A 19,265-nucleotide genomic window follows, 5' to 3' on the forward strand; every position below is an offset into this window, starting at 1 on the left:
TCAATAAACGAGAGATTGATCACTATGTCTAGACGATTGCCCCCGCTAAATGCAGTGAAAGCATTTGAGGCTGCAGCAAGACATCTGAGCTTTACCCGCGCCGCAGAAGAGTTGTTCGTGACTCAGGCGGCGGTAAGTCATCAGATTAAAGCGTTAGAAGATTTTTTAGGGCTAAAATTGTTTCGACGCAAGAATCGATCATTATTGTTAACAGAAGAAGGTCAAAGCTACTTTCTCGACATTAAAGATATATTTATTGAGCTAGGTGAAGCAACAAATCGCTTACTTGCTCGTAGTGCAGTGGGCTCGTTAACCGTGAGTATGTCACCCAGTTTTGCCATTCAATGGTTAGTGCCCAGGTTAGCTAAATTCAGTGAAAAAAATCCTGACATTGACGTTCGAATTAAAGCTGTTGACAGTGACACTAATTCATTAACTGACGACGTTGATGTGGCGATTTATTATGGGCAAGGAAACTGGCCTGGTTTGCGCGCTGATAAATTACGTAACGAAGTGCTGATCCCAGTATGCTCGCCATTATTGCTGAATGGCTCTAAACCATTAACTCAACCCAGTGATTTAAAGTTTCATACTTTGCTGCACGATGCGAATCGTCAAGACTGGCAAGCGTGGTTTAGGCAATGCGGTGTGACTGATATTAATGTTAATCAAGAGTCTATCTTCAGCCATTCATCACTGGTGCTGCAAGCGGCGGCACACGGTCAGGGTGTTGCATTAGGTTACAGTGTATTGGCAAGGCCTGATATTAAAGCAGGGCGCTTGATTTGCCCGTTTTCTGAAGTGCTGGTGAGTAAAGATGCTTATTACTTGGTGTGCCAACAAAATCATTCTGAAATAGGTAAGATATCGGCGTTTAGAGAATGGATGGTCGATATGTTTGCAGAGGAGTCCCGCAGTGAACTGCTTACCGGATAATCATATAACATTCGCCAAGGACTTTATTTTACAAGGCCTCAAAAGTGACACCTTGATTATTTTTGCGCATGGTGCAGGTGCCAATATGCATCATGAGTTTATGGTCAATATGAGTGATAAACTGGTTAATGCGGGTTTTCAAGTATATCGATTTAACTTTTTATATATGCAAGCCAACATGCAAGATGGAAAGCGTCGTCCCCCTGATCGTGCGCCTAAATTACTCAATCATTTTGAACAGGTGTTGCTCGATGTTGCAGACAAAATAAAGCAAGGGTTGATAAATCCTAAACGAATTGTCGTAATGGGTAAGTCTATGGGTGGACGAATGTCGGCGATTTTAACCAGCACTGAGCACGTATTTTTATCGGCTCAAGCTAAAGACGTTGCAGCTAACATTTGTGCTGTAGTGTGCCTCGGTTATCCCTTTGTTCCGTTAAAAGGTGGCGAGCCGCGTCTATCACCGATACACACTAACCCATTACCAATACTAATCGTTCAAGGTGAGCGAGATAAGTTTGGTGGGCGTGAGCAAGTGCTTTCTTGGTCATTGTCAGAAAATACCTCCATATGTTGGATAGGTGATGGCGACCATAGTTTACAACCGCGAAAGTCTTCGGGTTATACATTAGAAGGTAATTTACAGCAGGCCTGCGATAGTATCTGCCAATTTATAGGTTCAAAGATTGCTTAAGCATTCAATAAGGTGAGTGAAATGAACAAAGGATTATTATTACTGGCAACTCTGAGTGGTTTTTTAGCGGTGTCACTGGGTGCATTCGGGGCCCATGGGCTTAAATCGATTGCCCCACCAGAGCTTGTTAGTATCTTTAAACTTGGGGTCGACTATCAGTTTTATCACACCTTTGCACTTATTGCGCTAGCCTTCTCTGGCCATTGGATAACCTCAAAACTACTTAATTGGGCAGCTTATAGTTTTGTTGCCGGAATAGTGTTGTTTTCAGGCTCGCTCTATTTGTATGCCTTTACGGGGCCAAATGGATTGACCCATTACACCGTTAGGTGGTTTGTGTTTTCTGATTGGATGGTCGTTATTTGCTATCGCCATTTGGCAATCAAAAGCAGCGAAATAATACCGCGGCTAAATTCTCCTTCCTTGTGATTTTTTGGGTATAATAGCGGTATTATTGTCTCGCTATTAATGCGATCATCCTTACGCTAAGGCTCCAAATGAAAAACCTATTTCTATTTTGTCGTTCAGGTTACGAAAAAGACTGTGCGGCAGAAATTCAACAACGTGCTGCAGAGCTTAATGTCGGTGGTTTTGTTAAAACCAACGTAAATGATGCTTATGTTATTTATCAATGTTTTGAAGAGGATGGTGCGGATACTTTAGCTAAAGAGTTGGCGCTAAGTTCGCTCATTTTTACCCGTCAAATGTTTGCTGCGGGTGAGATGCTGTCTGATTTGCCAGAGCAAGATCGTGTCAGTCCAATTGTTGCCACGTTATCAGAGCTGTCTAAGTGTGGTGAATTACGGGTTGAAACACCTGACACCAATGAAGCCAAAGAGCTGTCGGCCTTTTGCCGTAAATTTACTGTCCCACTGCGTCAAGGCTTAAAAAAGAGTGGCGCATTGCTTGGCGCTGAAAACGATCGCCGTCCTATTATTCATGTGTGTTTTATTGGCATCAGGTAAAGCCTATGCGGGTTATTCACTGAGTAACAATAGCTCTCCTCACTTTATGGGTATTCCACGCTTAAAAATGGCTGCAGATGCGCCGAGTCGCTCAAGTCTAAAACTTGATGAAGCATTTGGGGTGTTTTTAACCAAAGAAGAGCAAGAAACTCGCTGTCGCAGTGGTTTAAATTCAGTTGACTTAGGTGCCTGCCCAGGCGGCTGGACTTATCAATTAGTGCGCCGCGGTATGATGGTGGCAGCAATTGATAACGATCCAATGACCCTAAACTAATGGAAACAGGCCAGGTTAAGCATTACCGCGCCGACGGCTTTCGTTTTGAGCCACCGCGAAAAAACATTTATTGGTTAGTGTGTGACATGGTTGAAAAACCAGCGCGTGTTGCTGAGTTAATGGAAGCCTGGGCGATTAACGGTTGGTTTAAAGAGGCTATCTTTAACCTTAAATTACCGATGAAGAGCCGCTATAAAGAAGTGAGCACCATTTTAGAAACCATGAACACCATTTTAACTGAGAACGAAATTGACTTTAAAATGCAGTGTAAGCACCTGTATCACGACCGTGATGAAGTGACTGTGCATTTGTGGTTGTTCCCTGAAAAGGGCGTGAGTTACGCTTAATTATCCCAATATCGATTAATATTAAAAGCCCGCAGATAATCATTACCAGCGGGCTTTTTGTTAGGCTTGAAGCTTGTAGAATAAAGAAGTGACTAACTTAACCTCAACTCTGGTTTAGAGATGAATAAATGACTTTGATTCTAACAATAATTCCATACGATACATTCAAACTTGAAATTTGCGCTGATAACTAGGCAAATTTACGCGTCAATAGCGAGTCTATTGCAAGTAAATTTAACAACGTTATCGGTGCAAAGAGCTGTTTGAAATACATTTATTATCCAGAGCTGAGGTTAACCTAAACGGTCAAGTACCGCCTGGGTAAAGTCGGTGGTACCGTGAGTGCCGCCTAAATCGCGCGTCGTGCGGTCGCCTTCTTCAATGACAGCAGAAACGGCATTGCGGATCATCTCAGCTTTGTCTGACATGCCTAAATACTCAAGCATTTGAATTGACGCTAAAATGACTGACGTTGGGTTTGCCAAGTTTTTGCCTGCAATGTCTGGGGCACTGCCATGTACTGCTTCAAAAATAGCGGCGTCACGACCAATATTGGCACCCGGTGCCATGCCTAACCCGCCGACTAAACCAGCACAAAGATCAGATAAAATATCACCAAATAAGTTGGTGGTTACAATCACATCGAAGTTTTCTGGGTTCATGACTAATTTCATGCAAGCTGCATCAACAATCATTTCTTCTGTGGTGATGTCTGGATAACGCTGGCTCACTTCACGGGCGACTTTCAAGAATAAACCTGAAGTCGATTTCATGATGTTGGCTTTATGAACAATCGTGATTTTTTTACGGTTTTCTTTACGGGCTAACTCATAGGCAAACGTGGTAATTTGTTCTGCACCTTGGCGAGTAATAATACTGGTAGCTTCGGCAGTTTGGCCGTCGTCTGACACTTTTTGTCCTAAACCAGAATACATACCTTCGGTGTTTTCACGAACCGTAATGATGTCGATATTTTCGTAACGAGCCTGAGTACCTTTAAAAGAATTAACCGGGCGCACGTTAGCGTATAAGCTGAATGTTTTACGAAGACTGACGTTAATTGAAGTAAAACCTTCGCCTACTGGTGTCGTTAATGGATCCTTTAAGGCAATACGGTTTTTTTCGATTAGGTCTAACGTACGTTGTGGTAATAACTCACCGTGCTTTTCTAACGCCGTTAACCCAGCATCTGCAAATTCGTATTCAAAGTCACATCCTGCTTTGTCGAGGATTTTTAAAGCTGAATCGATGATGCTAGGTCCAATCCCATCACCTGGGATTACGGTAATTGTACGTTTTGGCATGAATAGTCCTTCCACGGTTGTGGTTACTGCAAGTGTTGAACCGCAAGCAAGATTACGGTCAGACGACGATAACATCCGTCGTTTTTCTGCGGCGTATTTTACCGACTTTTAACGTTTATTTACAGAAAATAGTGAGTGTTATCACATTATTTCCGTTATTTTTAAGTCAATCCTAATCCGATTGTTTTACTATGACTGTCAGTCCGTTCGACATCGGTTTAGTTTACGCTTACTCAAGTGGTAAGGTGAAAATTGATGTCGAATAGCTTATTCGGTGTGATGCTTTTATATAGACGACTTTGGTCGTATGCAGCTCAATGCGAAATAGCCTCGCTATTGATCAAACAGATAATCCATCATGATAATAATTAGAGGAAACTGTGAAGGTATTTAACTTAATTCCACTGGCATTGTGCCTGAGTGTGAGTGCGTTCGGTGTCGCAGCGCCCAATGCATTAACCATTGACGATATTATGCATTTTGAAACCCTGCAACAGCCGGTTATTTCAGATAATGGCAAGGTGATAGCTGTAGAAGCTAAGCCTGACCGTGGTGATAGTCGTGCATTAGTGCGTTTTAGTGACAACAGTAAACACTATCAAATTGACCGAGCTAGCAATGTTAAGGTCAGTGCAGACGGACGCTTTGTATTAGCCACCTTGCAAGCACCTTTGTTTGAGCGTGAAACAAAAAAAAGCGATGACTTACCTCAATCGGTCGTGTTATTAGCCACTGAAAGCGGAAACCAACAACAGTTTGAGCATGTTGATACTGCTGTATTTAGTGACGATGGTGGCTATTTGCTGGTTAAGCATAAGCCTGATGATAAAAAAGCTCAGTCGGATGAGTCTGAAAAAGATGAGCCTGCAAAAGAAAGTCAAGACAAAAAACAAGATGATGACCAAGAGGTTGACCAAGAGGTTGATAAAGCCGATCTTGGCACTCAAGTCACTCTGGTTAAGCTTGACACTAATCAGCAGTTAACATTAGACAATGTGAGTCAATTTGCTTTTGATAAAGCCGGTGGTTTGTTAGCGGTATTACAAAATGACCCGCAAGAAGCATTACACCAATTAACCCTAGTCAAATTAGACACACTAACCAGTGAGACAGTATTTACCAGTGAGAGCGAGCAACTTGAAGCGCTTGCCATTAGTGATGATGGCCACTTTGTGGCTTTGACTAAAGGCGATGCATCAGTTGCACGTTACGGTCGTGAACATAGCCTTTTAGTGCTTGATATTAACACCAGTAAGCAGCAATTGTTTACTGGCAATAACGCCTGGCGATATAACCAACATTCGAGCTTACAGTTTTCGAGAGACAATCAACGTTTATTTGTTGGCAGAGTCCCTAGCGTAGCTCAGCAAGCTGAGTTAGCTCAGTACGAACAAGCTGAAGATGTGTTTAACCCTGAGATCATAACGGCGAGCAAGCAATTGCGTGTTTGGCATGGTGAAGATCCTAAGATTAAACCACAAGAAGTTAAAGAGTACGCTAAAGAGTTAACACGTACTTACCTTGCGGTGTTGCATCTTGATTCAAATAAAATGCTGCAATTGGCCGACCAAGCAGTACCTGATGTGACTTATGGCGAGCAAGCTGATTATTTACTGGCAAGCTCAGATGTGCCGTATCAAAAAATGATCACCTGGGCTGGTTTTTACCGCGATGTGTATCTAGTTAATTTGAATACAGGCAATAAGCAGCAAATATTGGTACAGCAACCCAGTGATGCCATGCCTACCTTGTCGCCAAACGCAAAGTTCCTCGCTTATTATCAGCAGGGCAGTGTGTATTTACGTGATATTTCATCGGGACGCACTGTTAACCTTACACAGAACATCTCTACTCCATTTGCCGATGAAGACCATGATTATCCAAGCGCTGCGCCGGGATACGGTTTTGGCCTTTGGCTTGCTGATGACTCTGGTATTACGTTTTACGATAAATACGACATGTGGCAATTTAATACCACATCACATAAAGGCTTTATGCTCACCAGTGGTGAAGGGCGTAAGCAAAAGATCCAATTTAGAGTCGTTGGGTTGGCTAAACAAAACCGTTTACCAGCGACCATTAATCAAGGTCAAAAAGTCATATTACAAGGTTATAGCCATACCACTAAAGCTGACGCATTTTATGCTGCAACAGTGGGGCAATCTGCTGTGAAGCGTGTAACCGATAGTGACAGTAAATTAACCTTATTAGCCCGTGCTAACGAAGCCGATACAGTGGTGTTCTCAAAGCAACGCTATGATTTGTATCCAGACTTATACAGTGCAGATGTGAATAGCGTGCAAACGGCCACTCAATTAACCTCACTTGATGCTCAACGTAATGACTTTGCCTGGGGTAACGCTGAGCTTGTACATTGGCATGATGGCGATGGTGTTAAAATGGATGGCGTGCTCATTAAACCGAGCAATTATCAGGAAGGTAAAGCGTATCCAACCATGGTGTACTTTTATCGCTTTATGAGTGACAGATTACATGCATTTCCTGATATGAAGCTCAACCATCGTCCTAATTTTGCCTGGTATGCAGACAATGGTTATGCCATCTTTTTACCTGATATTCGCTTTGAAGTCGGTTACCCAGGGATTTCATCGGTAAAAGCGTTAACGGCGGGTGTGCAAAAACTCATTGAAATGGGCGTAGCAGATCCCAATGCAGTGGGTATTCAAGGCCATTCGTGGGGCGGTTATCAAAGTGCTTATGCCGTCACCCAAACCAATATCTTTAAAGCGATCGTGACAGGGGCGCCGGTATCAAATATGACCAGTGCATATAGTGGTATTCGTCATGGTTCTGGTTTGGCTCGTCAATTCCAATACGAAACCGGCCAGAGCCGAATTGGTGGCAGTTTATTTGCAGCACCGCAAAAATACATTGAAAACTCACCGGTCTTTTATGCAGATCGCATTCAAACGCCCATGATGATTATGTTTGGTGATAAAGACGATGCTGTGCCTTGGGAGCAGGGGGTTGAATTGTATTTAGCGATGCGCCGAGCAGGTAAAGATGTGGTGTTTTTACAATATCAAGATGAACCGCACCACTTGAAAAAGTACCCAAATAAGCTCGATTACAGCATTAAAATGAAACAATATTTTGATCATTATTTAAAAGGCGAACCAGCGCCGCAATGGTTAACGCAAGGTGAAGCATACCAAGAGTACAAAAAGGCCGTTTAGGGGTTAATGGATAAGCTGTCTAGGTAAGATATTAACAGGCCACAGTATGATGATTACTGTGGCCTTTTTTATACAAGCTACGGTAGCTTTGGCTTTACGTTCTCGCTCTTTGAAAGGGAACAGGTATTACTTCATCAACACTTTAATCAAAACCGCGGCCAGTATGCTGACACCTAATTAATGCGGATGAGTATTAACCCTAAATTGCTTTAGATTTACATTGAGCGGAATATCGGTTTGCAGTTGCGCAAGCTTATAGCTTATTCGCGCCATCTCTTTACCTTCAGCAAGCTTTTGTGCCTGTTTTGCGCCTAGGTTATCGAGTGAGCGATATAAATTAGCTAAGGTTCTAAATTTATTGAGTAAGTCAGCTGCCGATTTAGGCCCAATACCCGCAATGCCAGGGATTTTATTGCCTGTGTCGCCCGCCAATGCAATAAAGTCGAGCAGTTGATACTGTTCAACCCCGAGCTTTTTTTCATATTGTTGAATGTCGAATGTTTGCTGGTTAAAGTGATCCCATAATGTGAGATGTTTACTCGGCAATTGGCTAAACCCTTTGTCTGTTGAGACGATGATAACTTCACCATTATTGTTGATGACTTTAGTGGCGATAGTGGCAATCACATCATCAGCTTCAGACTGGGCATCAAATGAATGAATATCATGTTCAGCTAAGGTGGCTTTTATCTGTGTTAACCCATCGCTTAACGCAGCAGGCATTGGCTTGCGACCTTTTTTATAATCTTGGTAAAGGGTTTTGCGCCAGGATGTTTCATTACCATCCCACACCACTATGACGTGTGTAGGGTGGTGCTGCTTAAGCATTTTTTGCGATGCAGCCAGCGAACGTTGTTGTACACTTGTTATGTCATTTTCATCCGGTAACGCCGCATGAATGCGGCGAACAAGGTTTAATCCATCTATAATCAGCAGTTTATTCATTAGTTTTTTATTATGTTGTAGCAGGGCTCATAGGCACTGCCTGGTAATTTCATTCGTTGTTGTTTAACAAACGCCGTTAACAGGTTATCCATCATATGCATGAGTTGTACATCACCTTGGATGTTAAATCGTCCATGTTGCTGAATAAGCTTTATGGTGTCACTTTTAACATTGCCGGCCACAATGCCAGAAAATGCTTTGCGTAAGTTAGCTGCGAGTTCGGCTTTATTGTCTTGAAAGTATAAATTCAAATTTGCCATAACTTCATGGGTTGGATCAAAGGGTAATTGAAATTCTGGTTCAATTTTTAGTGACCATTGATATTGGTAAGCATCGCTTTTGTTTTTTCTAAAGGTTTTTACTTTACTCATTCCTTGTTTCATTATTTGACCGACTTTAACTGGGTCATCAATAATGATTTGGTATTTCCGTTGAGCCTCTTTACCTAACGTTGCACCAATGAAGGCATCAATTTCGGTAAAATATTCAGTACTTTCAACTGGGCCTGTCAACACTAATGGGTATGGCGTATCGCGATTTTCCTGATGCAGCAAAATGCCTAGAAAGTAGAGTAACTCTTCAGCTGTGCCAGCGCCACCAGGAAATATCACAATGCCGTGGCCAAGGCGTACAAAGGCTTCAAGACGCTTTTCTATGTCGGGTAAAATCACTAATTCATTAACAATTTGATTTGGCGGCTCGGCGGCAATAATACTGGGCTCTGTTAAACCAATATATCGGGCGGTGTGTACTCGCTGTTTGGCATGGCCAATCGTCGCCCCTTTCATGAGGTCTTCCATTGCACCGGATTGCACAACCGGTGCAAATATCAAGGCCACGTAATCCCAATTGATACCCCACATCGCGGGTGTATTGATACTCCACTGGGTTGATGCTGTGTCCACCCCAACACACCACGACATTGGGGTCTTTCATGGGGGAAATGGCCTGCGCATTCCGTAAAATATCAAATACCACATTGGTAATGTGGTTGGCATTGGTTAAATCGATGTGTTTTAAATTTTCGTATTTATTGCTGATGTAAATAATGTCGCGCAGCACGGCAAATAAGTGCTCTTGAATACCCACAATGATTTCACCATCGACAAACGCTTGCATTGGTGGGTTGATTAATTCAATTTGAATGCCACGTTCGCGCTGTAAAATATTGATATTAAATGATTCATAGCGGCTAAACAGCTCTTCTGAACTGTCACTAATTAAACCTGAGGCGAGTACTGCGAGGGAACAATTGCGGTATAATTGGTAGAGGTCACTTTTGGCCCCTTGTCTTAAACGCTCGACTTCTAATTGGGACAGTTGATCTAAGCTACCACGTGGACTAATTTTTACGATCATACGCAACTCCTTTGGATCCGAGTATTTGATACCGAGCCCAAAGCAGATGCGTCTGGGTTGGCTTAGATATCAATAACGACTCGGTCTCTGCCGTTATTTTTTGCTTGGTATAAGGCTGCGTCGGCTCTTTCGAATGCTTCTTCGAGCGTCTCGTTTTCCATAACTTGAGCAGCGCCTATCGATAATGTAACTGTAATTCTCTGATTTTTAAACTTAAATGGAATGTTTTTGATTTTTTCTCTCACACGATTAAGCATTAATGAAATATGCTCATCGGTGATGCCCGGTAAAAGCAAAACAAACTCTTCACCGCCATATCTCGCCACAAACTCACTGTCTCGCAGTGAATTTTTTAGTGCCATCGCAATAACTTGTAATGTTTTATCCCCGGTACTGTGACCAAAGTTGTCATTGATAGTTTTAAAGTGATCAATATCGGTTACCGCAATCCACAGTGGCGATTTAAAACGCATATGGTTACGGTATTCTTGCTCCATTCTGTCTTCTAGCGCAGTGCGATTAGCAAGTTGAGTGAGTGGGTCAAGCAAGTTGAGCTTTTGGTGTTCAAATAGCTTTTCTTTATAGCTATTGGCTTCGTTGCTCATTGCATTGAGTTCTTTACGCATTGACTCGATTGATTTACGTAAAATCGCCTGTTCACGTTGCTCTAGTGCTTCTTTACGCGATAAGGCGTCACGCAAAGACGATAGCTGAATGGTCAGCTGGGTTTTAAGTTCTGTAATGTTATCAATATCGATAACCATCTCATCAGCATTGTTGACGCGCAAGTTAATTTCTTTGTTTAATTGACCTTTAAGTTGCTCACTTCGCTGGCTATTATTATAGGTGCTGTTTACCACGTCGCGTACAATGGTTAATGCATCGTTTAGGGCAAATAGAAAATCTTGTGAAGCTGTTTTCTCACGCGCGATGTTATCTAGCAATAGGCTGAGGATGGTCTGGTAAGACTCCAGTAACGTATTAACACTGATGTCTGAAAGCAATACTTCTTTAAGGACTAAGATTTGATCGCGTTGATCTTTTCTAAACTCGACTTCGGCTATTTTTGCGGCCAATTCTTTAGCTAGTTGTATGTGCTGTGGCAATATGTCGTAGCTGTCTGTGTCGGCGAACTCTTGCTTTAAAATCTCTTCGTAAAATGAAACAAGCTTTTCTACTTTGGGAATGTATTCCCATACGGTATGAAAGGGTTTGTTGAGTTCTTGTTTAAAGTAGGTGATTTCTTTTTTGAGTTTGTCTGGTACGGCATTGACCCGTTGGATCTGACGGATCACTCGAGTCAACCCTACACGGCTGTCTTCTAAGCGAGACATGGTATGGCTGTACTGCGATTTTAACAGACGTTCAATATCGACTAATTCAGGTAAGGCTTCATCAACTTGATCAAAACTTTGCATATGATGACGCAATTTAGCCAGCTTATTGTCGAGCTCCAAATTTTGTCCTTTACAGGCAAGACTTAGGTGACTGATAAACTGGATCAGCGTTTTTAGTTTGTCATTACGATCTGTGTTGATGTCTTCAAGCGCAATTTTGGCTGCATGAAGCTTTTGTTTCATCAACGATATTTGTGAAATCGTAGTCTCAGACTCTTTCATTATTGCATTGCCTACTCATGATTCGCTTGCGATTGGCAAGCAATTGCCACAATCCTAATGCCGGATCTCTATGGAACATGTATTATAGCGATAATATCTCAATAATGTTGTGCAACAAATCTAATAGTCGATAAATAATAATAATTTACATGTAAGTGCTACTTTATTAAACAATTAACATTTTAGGCCAATTGATGTCTAAACTGTTGCGATTACTTTCGGCGCGAATAATTCCTCTATTTAACGCTTGAGTTAAGTTCAGGTAAAGTGGCGGCATAAAAATAGCGGCTGGGGCAAAATTGAGTGGCCTTAATGATACATAAGCAGGTTTTTCAGTTATATCCATTGCTGCTGCTAATGCATATTGTAATGTTTCAAAATGTAACTCTGCACTAATATTAACATCCGGATTACCTAATAAGGGGAGGTTAATATGGCCAATGCTGGCTTGATGTATATTTTGTAACTGTGCGAAGTTAGGGATGTTGTTTTTTACGTCTTTCAATTGTTCAAGGCAAGTTAACAATGCCTTATATATAAAGTCGGCGTCATGTTGTTGATTAAAGTAACAGGCAAACACACCTGAACGTATTACAAAAACATCAGTGCCTAAATGTTGGCTTAATTGTTTCATAAACGAATGCATTAATGCCACTGACTCCGTTAAGCCAAGCTGCATATCAATATTATTTAATTCGTTAATACTGATAAGAGCCAAGGTCTTTGGTTCAGATTGTTCCATTGTTGCCAGTGTTTGGATAAACGCCCGATAGCCAGGTGATTGAGACAAAGGCTCAAGGTGATTAATGATTTGCGAGTCTTGGTGTTGTTTGGTTTTGGATTTCAAGTTGCGATATAAAAAGACCACTGTGATTAAGGCTGCACCAATTAAAATCAATAATAACATAATGATCAATTGGTTGCGTTTATTTTTAGCCGATTGCAGCGCTAACTTATTGTTAAGTAATGTTAATTCGAATTTTAGTTTTTGTTCTGTTAATTCTGACTGGCCATTGCTGGCTTGCTTTTTGTCTTCAACCGACTGAGTTAACGCGATAATGTTTTCAACACTATCGATTGCCGCGTTAAGATCATTAATGCTTCGGTACGCTTTTGATAAGTATCCTAACGCTTCGATTTGAACATCAATCAATTTTTTTTGTTTAGCTAATTCAATGGCTTTATTGGCATGGTCGATGGTTTCTGGCCATAATTGTTGATCGGCACTCACTTGAGCAAACAGTAATTCATTATGGATCAAGTAATGGTTGGTTTTATGAGCTCTAAAAATATCATTGGCCTGCTTTAAGGCACTGATTGCAGCAGGGTAGTTTTTGAGTTTCGAATAGACTTCACCGACATTATGAAAGTTGAGACCGACGGCAATATTGTTACCTACACGTTCATTCACTTGCTGTGAATTTAAATAGTAATCTATTGCTTTACTCCATTTTTCTTGAGCGGCATAAATCATCGCAATCACATTTAATGTTTCTGCTAGGTAGCTTTCATTACCTAATCTTTGCAATATTTCTGTTGCATCATGAGCATATTTTAATGCGTCGTCCCATTGTTCTAAATCGCGATACGTTCTTGCTAAATTGAGTAATGTTTGTGATTTTAACGAAAGGTAATTAAGGCCATTGGCTAAACGAAATGCTTCAGTGAAATGTAACAGTGATTTGCTCATGTCACCGCTACGATTATAATATTTACCTAATGCGGCTTCCGATTCAGCAATAAAATAATCGTTGTGAAGTTGATAAGCAATTTCACGGTATTGATTTAAATGCGACAATGCTGGCGCGGGTTGCAATAACATCATTTGCAGACTGGCCAGGTGTTCATGAAGGGTGTATTTAAATAAGGTCGCTTCAAGGCTTACGTCTGAGTTTATTTTATTAAAAGCCTCCATGTATTCAGCCACAACTGATTGGTATTGCTTGTCTCTTCTGGCTTTAAGTCTTGCTTTGAGCATAGTAACCATTGCTTGCTCAAAGGCTGTAGCGTCAATGGAATCAAGTTGTTTTATCAAGAGTTCGGCATCTTCATATTTGCTAGAAGATTGCAAATTGGCTTCTAAAGTTAAGCGAGCTAACACTTCTAGATTACGGTGTAATTCATCAGGTTTATAACCTAAATCATCTGCGATTTTGGTAAATTCTTGTGGCGTTGTAAACGATAAGGGAAACTCTGTTACCTTCGCGAGTTTGGCGTATAGCTTAGTCGGGTTTTCTCTAAATTCGATTTCTTGTTGTTGAAGATCTTTAGCTATCACGACTTGGCAAAAAATGAAGGGCAATAACACAAATAAAATAGCGAGTCGTAGCATAGCCGCAAAAATCCTTAATATTGTTCATAAAAGTAACCGAATGGGTATAGGTAAATGCGTGTGAACTCAATAGATGTTTAACTACGTATTGGCACTTTTTGTAATCAATCGTAAATGGCCACTTTGTAAATTAGCATAGATTGTTATAATTGTTCGGAATTTAAAATAAAAACAAATAGAATCATACCAGAAGGAACTTAGAGTGAAACCCACTTCTCTAGCTATTTTAACCTCAAGCACGCTTTTTTCGATGTGTTTTTCTATCCCTTCATTTGCTGACGTTGATTACCATATCGATATTAACCAACCAGTGCATCATTTAGCGCAAGTTAGTGTGTCTTTTCCTAAAACAACGTCTTCGCAATTAACCGTCAACCTACCTGTGTGGCGAACGGGTCGTTATCAGGTTTTACCGATTGCTGATGGCGTGAGATTATTTAACGCCGAAGATGCTAACGGAAAGGCTTTACCATGGACGCGCACCGCCAGTGGCGAATGGACGATTGATTTAACCAAACCAACAGCGGTTAGTATTACCTATCAGTTACACGCCAATGAGCTTGCAGACCGCTTACGTCATATCGATGACAGCCATGCGTATTTAGATGCCAGTGGCGTTTTTATGTATAGCCCTGAATTTCGTCAACAACCTGTCAACGTTGATTTAAGCGTACCCAAAGGCTGGAAAAGTTTTTCTGGAATGGACAAAGGTGCTACAGCCCATTCATTTAAAGCGGCTAACTATGATGTATTAGTCGACTCGCCAATTGAAACTGGCATTAATCAACATTTCAATTTTGAGGCCAATGGCCGCGATTATGATGTGGTTTTCTGGGGGAAGGCAATTATGATACCCAGCAAATTTTAACGGATTTAGCTAAAATCAGTGGTCAAGCGTCGATGATTTGGGACGGTTATCCGTTTGAACGTTACGTGTATATGGTGCATGCCACAAATGGTGCTCGCGGCGCGACTGAGCACCTTAATTCTACGGTTATTCAGTTACCACGCTTTAATTTTCGTGAACGTGAAGATTATTTACGCTTTATTAGTACGGCATCTCATGAGTTTATCCATACCTGGAATGTCAAAGCCTATCGTCCAGAAGGGCTAGTGCCGTATGACTATCAAAACGAAAATATGAGTGAGCTATTGTGGGTTGCAGAAGGTTCAACCAGTTATTTTCAAAACCAATTATTGCTCCGTGCTGGAGTTATCACCGCCAAAGAGTTCTTCAAAGATTTAAGTCAGAGAGTCGTGTTAAATCAGCAAAATCCTGGGCGTGATACTCAATCTGTTGCAGAGGCCAGTTTAGGCCAATGGAGTAGCACCTGGGGGGATTATGCAGTAAACCACAGCGTTAATATTTATTCAGAAGGCTATTTAGCCTCAATGGCATTGGATTTTAGTGTCATACAGGAAAGTGAGTTAGCGCATTCATATCGCGATGTACATAAAGCGTTATATCAGAATTTTAAAATTCCGATGGGTTATAACGTTGAAGATGTACAAAATATTTTAACAACACTTACCGGTAAAGATTATCAACCCTGGTGGCAAGAGTTCGTTAACCAACCTTTTAGTTTGGACTTTGATCAACTGTTATCTCAAGCGGGTTTAATCACAACCTATGGCGATAAGCCTAAATCCAAAGTGGATACAGGCATGGGCTTATCCGGATTACATAACGATTTAATACTGGCAACAGTGGCTAAAAATGGCTCCAGCTTGGCAAGCTGGATTAAGTGCGGGAGATGAGCTCGTTGCTGTCAATGGATTGAAAGTTACGGCAGACGGATTTACGAAACGTTTTGATGATTTTAACCCTGGCGATAAGGTTAAAGTAACCGTATTTAGCAATGACAGGTTAAAGGAGGTTAATATTCTATTGGCTGAGCAACCAAAGGGCACATTGTCGATTACTGCTGTTGAGCAACCAAGTGCAGCGCAAAAAGCTTTTTTAAAGCTTGGCTTGGAATTGATTGGCCGTTTGATTCCGAAGGTAAGTGGATTAAGAGTGATGAAGCTTATACCATTAATCCGCATTAGAATTTGCTCTTTTAGTGAAAATGATCAGTGAGGTATTCGAGGCAGTCTTTTGAAGACATAATCGTTCTCGGCAACTGCTCCTGCGTTGCTCTACCTCCTGCATCCATGCAGTCGTACGTTAAGAAAGGCTAACAAAGAAGACCACGCTGATAAATTCGCCCTTCGGGGCTGTGCCCCCCATTACTGCTTCAAATGACTTTGATGTAGAGGACGACACCTACAGCCATTTTCATTGTACTGGTAGCCTAGTGACATAACCTAAAATAGATCATATTCTAATAAGGGTTGGTATTAGTTAGCTTAGTGTTCATAATAAAAAGCCCTGTTATTTCAGGGCTTTTTTAATTGCTCAAGTTCAGTTTGATTAAGCTGGAGGGGCTGTTTCACTAAAAAAGGGTTCTCGCTCAATTGCCGCTAAAAACAGTTTCAATCTTGGGTAGCTGTCGATATTGATACGTTGTCGAAATACGGCCCAACTTAAATAACAGCCTAACCGTATTTGAACATCATCATAAGGACCATGAAGTGGTAGTTTGAGCTGTTCTAACGCGATTAAAATCGACTCTACTCGCTGTGCCTGTCTGAGCGTATATTCATACTGTTCGATGTCGACCCCATCTCGCGCTAAGAAAAACAAGTTGATTGTGCTATCGAGAGCAGTGTTAACTAAGCAATACTGGTCGAGTTCAACCGCGCTTTCAATAAAAGGCTTGTCAGACTTCTGGCGAATATAACGCAATATGGCACTAGAATCGTTCAGTGTTAACTCACCATCTTGTAAAAATGGCACCCGTTTTGTTGGCGATTTTGTGGCGCTGGCAGCTTGATCTGTTTCGATAAATTCATGATCGAGGGTTGATTCAAGTAATGCAATGCGGCAATGGCGCACAAATGGCGAAGTATAACTACCGTATAGCTTCATATGATGTCCTTATACACTTTGTTCAAGTGGCCAAAGGCTTGATTAAGCGCATTAATAAATGCAACTAGCTCGCTGCCCATTAAGGCAAAGTCAGCATCTAATCGCGCGATAGGATCTTCGGTACCCACCTCATCATTACCTGCTCTAAACTCTTCTGAAAACTTAATCCGTTTGACGCTGGCATCAGATTGCATCACAAATGCAATAGATTGAGCAAAATGTAAGGCTAATTTATGCACTTGTTTGCCTGTAGCAATATGAGCTAGCACTTCATCTTCCTGGAGCACTTGCTGTTTAAAGCGTACGATACCGCCTTCATCAGATTCAGACTTCAGTTCAGCTTCATCTTGCATTTCAAACGGGGCTGGCGCTTCGCCTGCTTGCAACCATTGCGTTAAAGTCAATTCGATAGGCGTTGCGTAGCTTAATGGGATCACCGGTAAGCTACCGATGGCTTTACGTAATAAGGCTAATAACTCTTCCGCTTTAGTCGCACTTGAGCTGTCGACTAAGATCATTTCCAGTTCAGGCATGATCAATGCCCGAGTTTGGCTGCGACGCGAGAAAGCGCGAGGAAGGAGAGTGGTGGTGATCTCGTCTTTAATATTGTCTTTTTCTTTTTTAGTGACTTTGCGGCTTTCTTGATCTTCTATTTCGGCCACTTTTTCATCTAGCGCTTCTTTAATGACTTGGCTTGGTAGAATCTTTTCTTCTTTGGTAACACAAATCAAATGGCGATTTTCAGCGCTATGAACTAATGCTTGGCCTTTTTTACCGAGGGCATTTGAAAAGCCAAACTTACTGATGTCTTGGCTTGAGCAAGGGGAGAACGTGAAGTCAGCTAAGGCCGTTTCTAATGTTTCGGTGTCGGTGGTGAACGGCTTATTGAAACGGTATAGAGTGAGATTTTTAAACCACATAGAAGACTCTCATTAATTATCAGGAAAATTCAGTTAACGCAGTTTACGGGATAGATGCAAAGCGGTAAACCTACAAAAAGCACCTATCAACATCTTGATAAAAACCATTCACCGTAGAATTCATCAAACTGTCACATTTGGTTTATGTCACGTCAAACCTTTATCACAACTGTATTTCAAGCGATGTTAATCACTTGTATCAAGCAAATATCAGCAAATCGTTAACTAATGAAATATTTCTGAAACATTCTCAGGGCAGAATTCCGCTCGTTCCGATACAACACTCCGTAATAACCATGACGATTAATTCGTCAAAAGGATGAAATGATGAATGCTTTTTGTAAAACTCTTTTAGCCTCTGCAATGGCAGCAACGCTTGTTTCAACGGCTTACGCAGCAGAACCCCTAAAGGTTTACGGCAAATTAAATGTTACCGCGCAGTCTAATGATGTTTCAGGTGAAACTGAAACGACTATTGAAAGTAATGCATCACGTTTTGGTGTCACTGGTGAGTTCGAATTAAGCACGTCTTTAGAGGCTTTTTACACCATCGAGTATGAGGTTAATACTGGCGACGAGGACAAAGAAAACTTCTTAGCTCGTAATCAGTTTGTGGGTTTAAAAGGTGATTTTGGTGCGGTTTCTGTGGGTCGCAATGACACTATGCTTAAGGTCTCTCAAGGTAAAGTTGACCAGTTTAATGATCTATCTGGTGATTTGAAAACCATGTTTAAAGGCGATAACCGCATGGCACAAACCGCAACTTACTACACACCTAAATTTGGTGATTTTCAAGCGGGTGTAACCTATGTTGCTTCAGGCGATTCAGACCAAATTGTTGGAGATAACAGCTCAGGTGAAGACGGTGTAAGTATGGCAGTTATGTATGGCGATGCTGGACTTAAAACGTCTTCAATCTATGCCGCAATTGCCTATGATTCAAAAGTAAAAGGTTACGATACTGCTCGTGCGACAGTGCAAGGTAAAGTAGCAGGATTAGTGCTGGGTGCGATGTACCAACAACAAGAAGCACTCGATAGTGGTATAAAAGATGATGGTTTCTTATTAAGCACGGCTTATGGCATCAATGATGTCACGTTAAAAGCTCAGTACTTAGACATGGAAAACAAAGGTGATTCATGGTCTGTGGGTGCCGATTACAAACTCGGTAAACCAACGAAGTTATTTGCTTTTTACACTGAAAATACATTTGATTCAAATGACCAAGATGATGCTTATGTTGGTATCGGTATCGAACATAAATTTTAAGGTTATCGGCTTTATTTTAAGCCACTAAATTAACCTACTTTTAAAAGGGCTTCGGCTTTTTTTGTTACTCTGCGTTAACAGCAATTAAGCTTTTATGACAAAAACTGTTTTTTAGTACCAATATTAGCGTTGG

At 41.3% G+C, this 19,265-nt stretch carries 10 protein-coding genes and 4 pseudogenes; 7 read left to right on the top strand and 7 right to left on the bottom strand.

The genetic code is table 11. The features are described from left to right. The first annotated feature begins 24 nt into the window (after positions 1–24). The 4 genes and pseudogenes from N4T56_RS04010 (at position 25) to rlmM (ending at position 3,216) form a co-directional block, all read left to right on the top strand. Entirely contained in the window at positions 25–936 is a 912-nt protein-coding gene (locus tag N4T56_RS04010; protein ID WP_261732316.1) for a transcriptional regulator GcvA, read from the top strand. Next, complete coding sequence (locus N4T56_RS04015) at positions 917–1,630, top strand: alpha/beta fold hydrolase (RefSeq protein WP_261732317.1); 714 nt, start codon at positions 917–919, stop codon at positions 1,628–1,630. Before N4T56_RS04010 ends, N4T56_RS04015 begins: the two co-directional genes overlap by 20 nt. 21 nt (positions 1,631–1,651) lie before the next feature. Beyond that, positions 1,652–2,030, top strand: a pseudogene (locus N4T56_RS04020) (DUF423 domain-containing protein). Positions 2,031–2,127: 97 nt separating this feature from the next. After that, positions 2,128–3,216: pseudogene (gene rlmM / locus N4T56_RS04025) on the top strand (23S rRNA (cytidine(2498)-2'-O)-methyltransferase RlmM). A 293-nt stretch (positions 3,217–3,509) separates the two neighbouring features. Here rlmM and N4T56_RS04030 read toward each other — a convergent pair. Continuing rightward, on the bottom strand, positions 3,510–4,520 hold the full coding sequence (locus N4T56_RS04030) for an isocitrate dehydrogenase (protein WP_261732318.1): 1,011 nt from the start codon (positions 4,518–4,520) through the stop codon (positions 3,510–3,512). 380 nt (positions 4,521–4,900) lie between these two features. On the opposite strand from N4T56_RS04030, the gene N4T56_RS04035 reads away from it, so the two are divergent. Continuing rightward, positions 4,901–7,717 carry a S9 family peptidase gene (locus N4T56_RS04035; protein WP_261732319.1) on the top strand — a complete coding sequence of 939 codons (2,817 nt, stop codon included), beginning with the start codon at positions 4,901–4,903 and terminating at the stop codon, positions 7,715–7,717. 177 nt (positions 7,718–7,894) lie between these two features. Here the strand turns inward: N4T56_RS04035 and xni are convergent, their stop codons facing one another. The 4 genes and pseudogenes from xni to N4T56_RS04055 all read right to left on the bottom strand — a co-directional run bounded on the left by xni (position 7,895) and on the right by N4T56_RS04055 (position 13,972). After that, positions 7,895–8,662 (bottom strand): flap endonuclease Xni, encoded by a 768-nt coding sequence (gene xni, locus N4T56_RS04040; RefSeq protein ID WP_261732320.1) that lies wholly within the window; start codon positions 8,660–8,662, stop codon positions 7,895–7,897. After that, positions 8,662–10,021 (bottom strand): annotated as a pseudogene (gene ppnN, locus N4T56_RS04045) (nucleotide 5'-monophosphate nucleosidase PpnN). The gene xni and the pseudogene ppnN overlap by 1 nt, the downstream one beginning before the upstream one ends. 62 nt (positions 10,022–10,083) lie before the next feature. Then, on the bottom strand, positions 10,084–11,640 hold the full coding sequence (locus N4T56_RS04050) for a diguanylate cyclase domain-containing protein (protein WP_261732321.1): 1,557 nt from the start codon (positions 11,638–11,640) through the stop codon (positions 10,084–10,086). Between the two features lie 166 nt (positions 11,641–11,806). Next, positions 11,807–13,972 carry a tetratricopeptide repeat protein gene (locus N4T56_RS04055; RefSeq protein ID WP_261732322.1) on the bottom strand — a complete coding sequence of 722 codons (2,166 nt, stop codon included), beginning with the start codon at positions 13,970–13,972 and terminating at the stop codon, positions 11,807–11,809. A gap of 202 nt (positions 13,973–14,174) precedes the next feature. On the opposite strand from N4T56_RS04055, the pseudogene N4T56_RS04060 reads away from it, so the two are divergent. Then, positions 14,175–16,021: pseudogene (locus N4T56_RS04060) on the top strand (M61 family metallopeptidase). Positions 16,022–16,385: 364 nt separating this feature from the next. Here the strand turns inward: N4T56_RS04060 and N4T56_RS04065 are convergent. Together N4T56_RS04065 and rdgC are read right to left on the bottom strand one after the other, a co-directional pair. After that, on the bottom strand, positions 16,386–16,943 hold the full coding sequence (locus N4T56_RS04065) for a glutathione S-transferase family protein (protein WP_261732323.1): 558 nt from the start codon (positions 16,941–16,943) through the stop codon (positions 16,386–16,388). Next, positions 16,940–17,863: a recombination-associated protein RdgC gene (gene rdgC / locus N4T56_RS04070; protein WP_261732324.1), complete on the bottom strand. Its 924-nt coding sequence runs from the start codon at positions 17,861–17,863 to the stop codon at positions 16,940–16,942. The genes N4T56_RS04065 and rdgC overlap by 4 nt, the downstream gene beginning before the upstream one ends. Positions 17,864–18,187: 324 nt before the next feature. On the opposite strand from rdgC, the gene N4T56_RS04075 reads away from it, so the two are divergent. Further along, positions 18,188–19,132, top strand: a complete 945-nt coding sequence (locus tag N4T56_RS04075; RefSeq protein WP_261732325.1) for a porin — start codon at positions 18,188–18,190, stop codon at positions 19,130–19,132. Positions 19,133–19,265 lie beyond the last annotated feature (133 nt).

Origin of the sequence: Shewanella phaeophyticola (assembly GCF_025398315.1) — a bacterium.
Taxonomy (GTDB): domain Bacteria; phylum Pseudomonadota; class Gammaproteobacteria; order Enterobacterales; family Shewanellaceae; genus Shewanella; species Shewanella phaeophyticola.

What these genes read in the sequence shown, in the direction of transcription:
- N4T56_RS04050 (WP_261732321.1), bottom strand. Translation starts at nt 11,640, where the DNA reads ATGAAAGAGTCTGAGACTACGATTTCACAAATATCGTTGATGAAACAA.
- xni (WP_261732320.1), bottom strand. Translation starts at nt 8,662, where the DNA reads ATGAATAAACTGCTGATTATAGATGGATTAAACCTTGTTCGCCGCATT.
- N4T56_RS04065 (WP_261732323.1), bottom strand. Translation starts at nt 16,943, where the DNA reads ATGAAGCTATACGGTAGTTATACTTCGCCATTTGTGCGCCATTGCCGC.
- N4T56_RS04010 (WP_261732316.1), top strand. Translation starts at nt 25, where the DNA reads ATGTCTAGACGATTGCCCCCGCTAAATGCAGTGAAAGCATTTGAGGCT.
- rdgC (WP_261732324.1), bottom strand. Translation starts at nt 17,863, where the DNA reads ATGTGGTTTAAAAATCTCACTCTATACCGTTTCAATAAGCCGTTCACC.
- N4T56_RS04030 (WP_261732318.1), bottom strand. Translation starts at nt 4,520, where the DNA reads ATGCCAAAACGTACAATTACCGTAATCCCAGGTGATGGGATTGGACCT.
- N4T56_RS04055 (WP_261732322.1), bottom strand. Translation starts at nt 13,972, where the DNA reads ATGCTACGACTCGCTATTTTATTTGTGTTATTGCCCTTCATTTTTTGC.
- N4T56_RS04075 (WP_261732325.1), top strand. Translation starts at nt 18,188, where the DNA reads ATGATGAATGCTTTTTGTAAAACTCTTTTAGCCTCTGCAATGGCAGCA.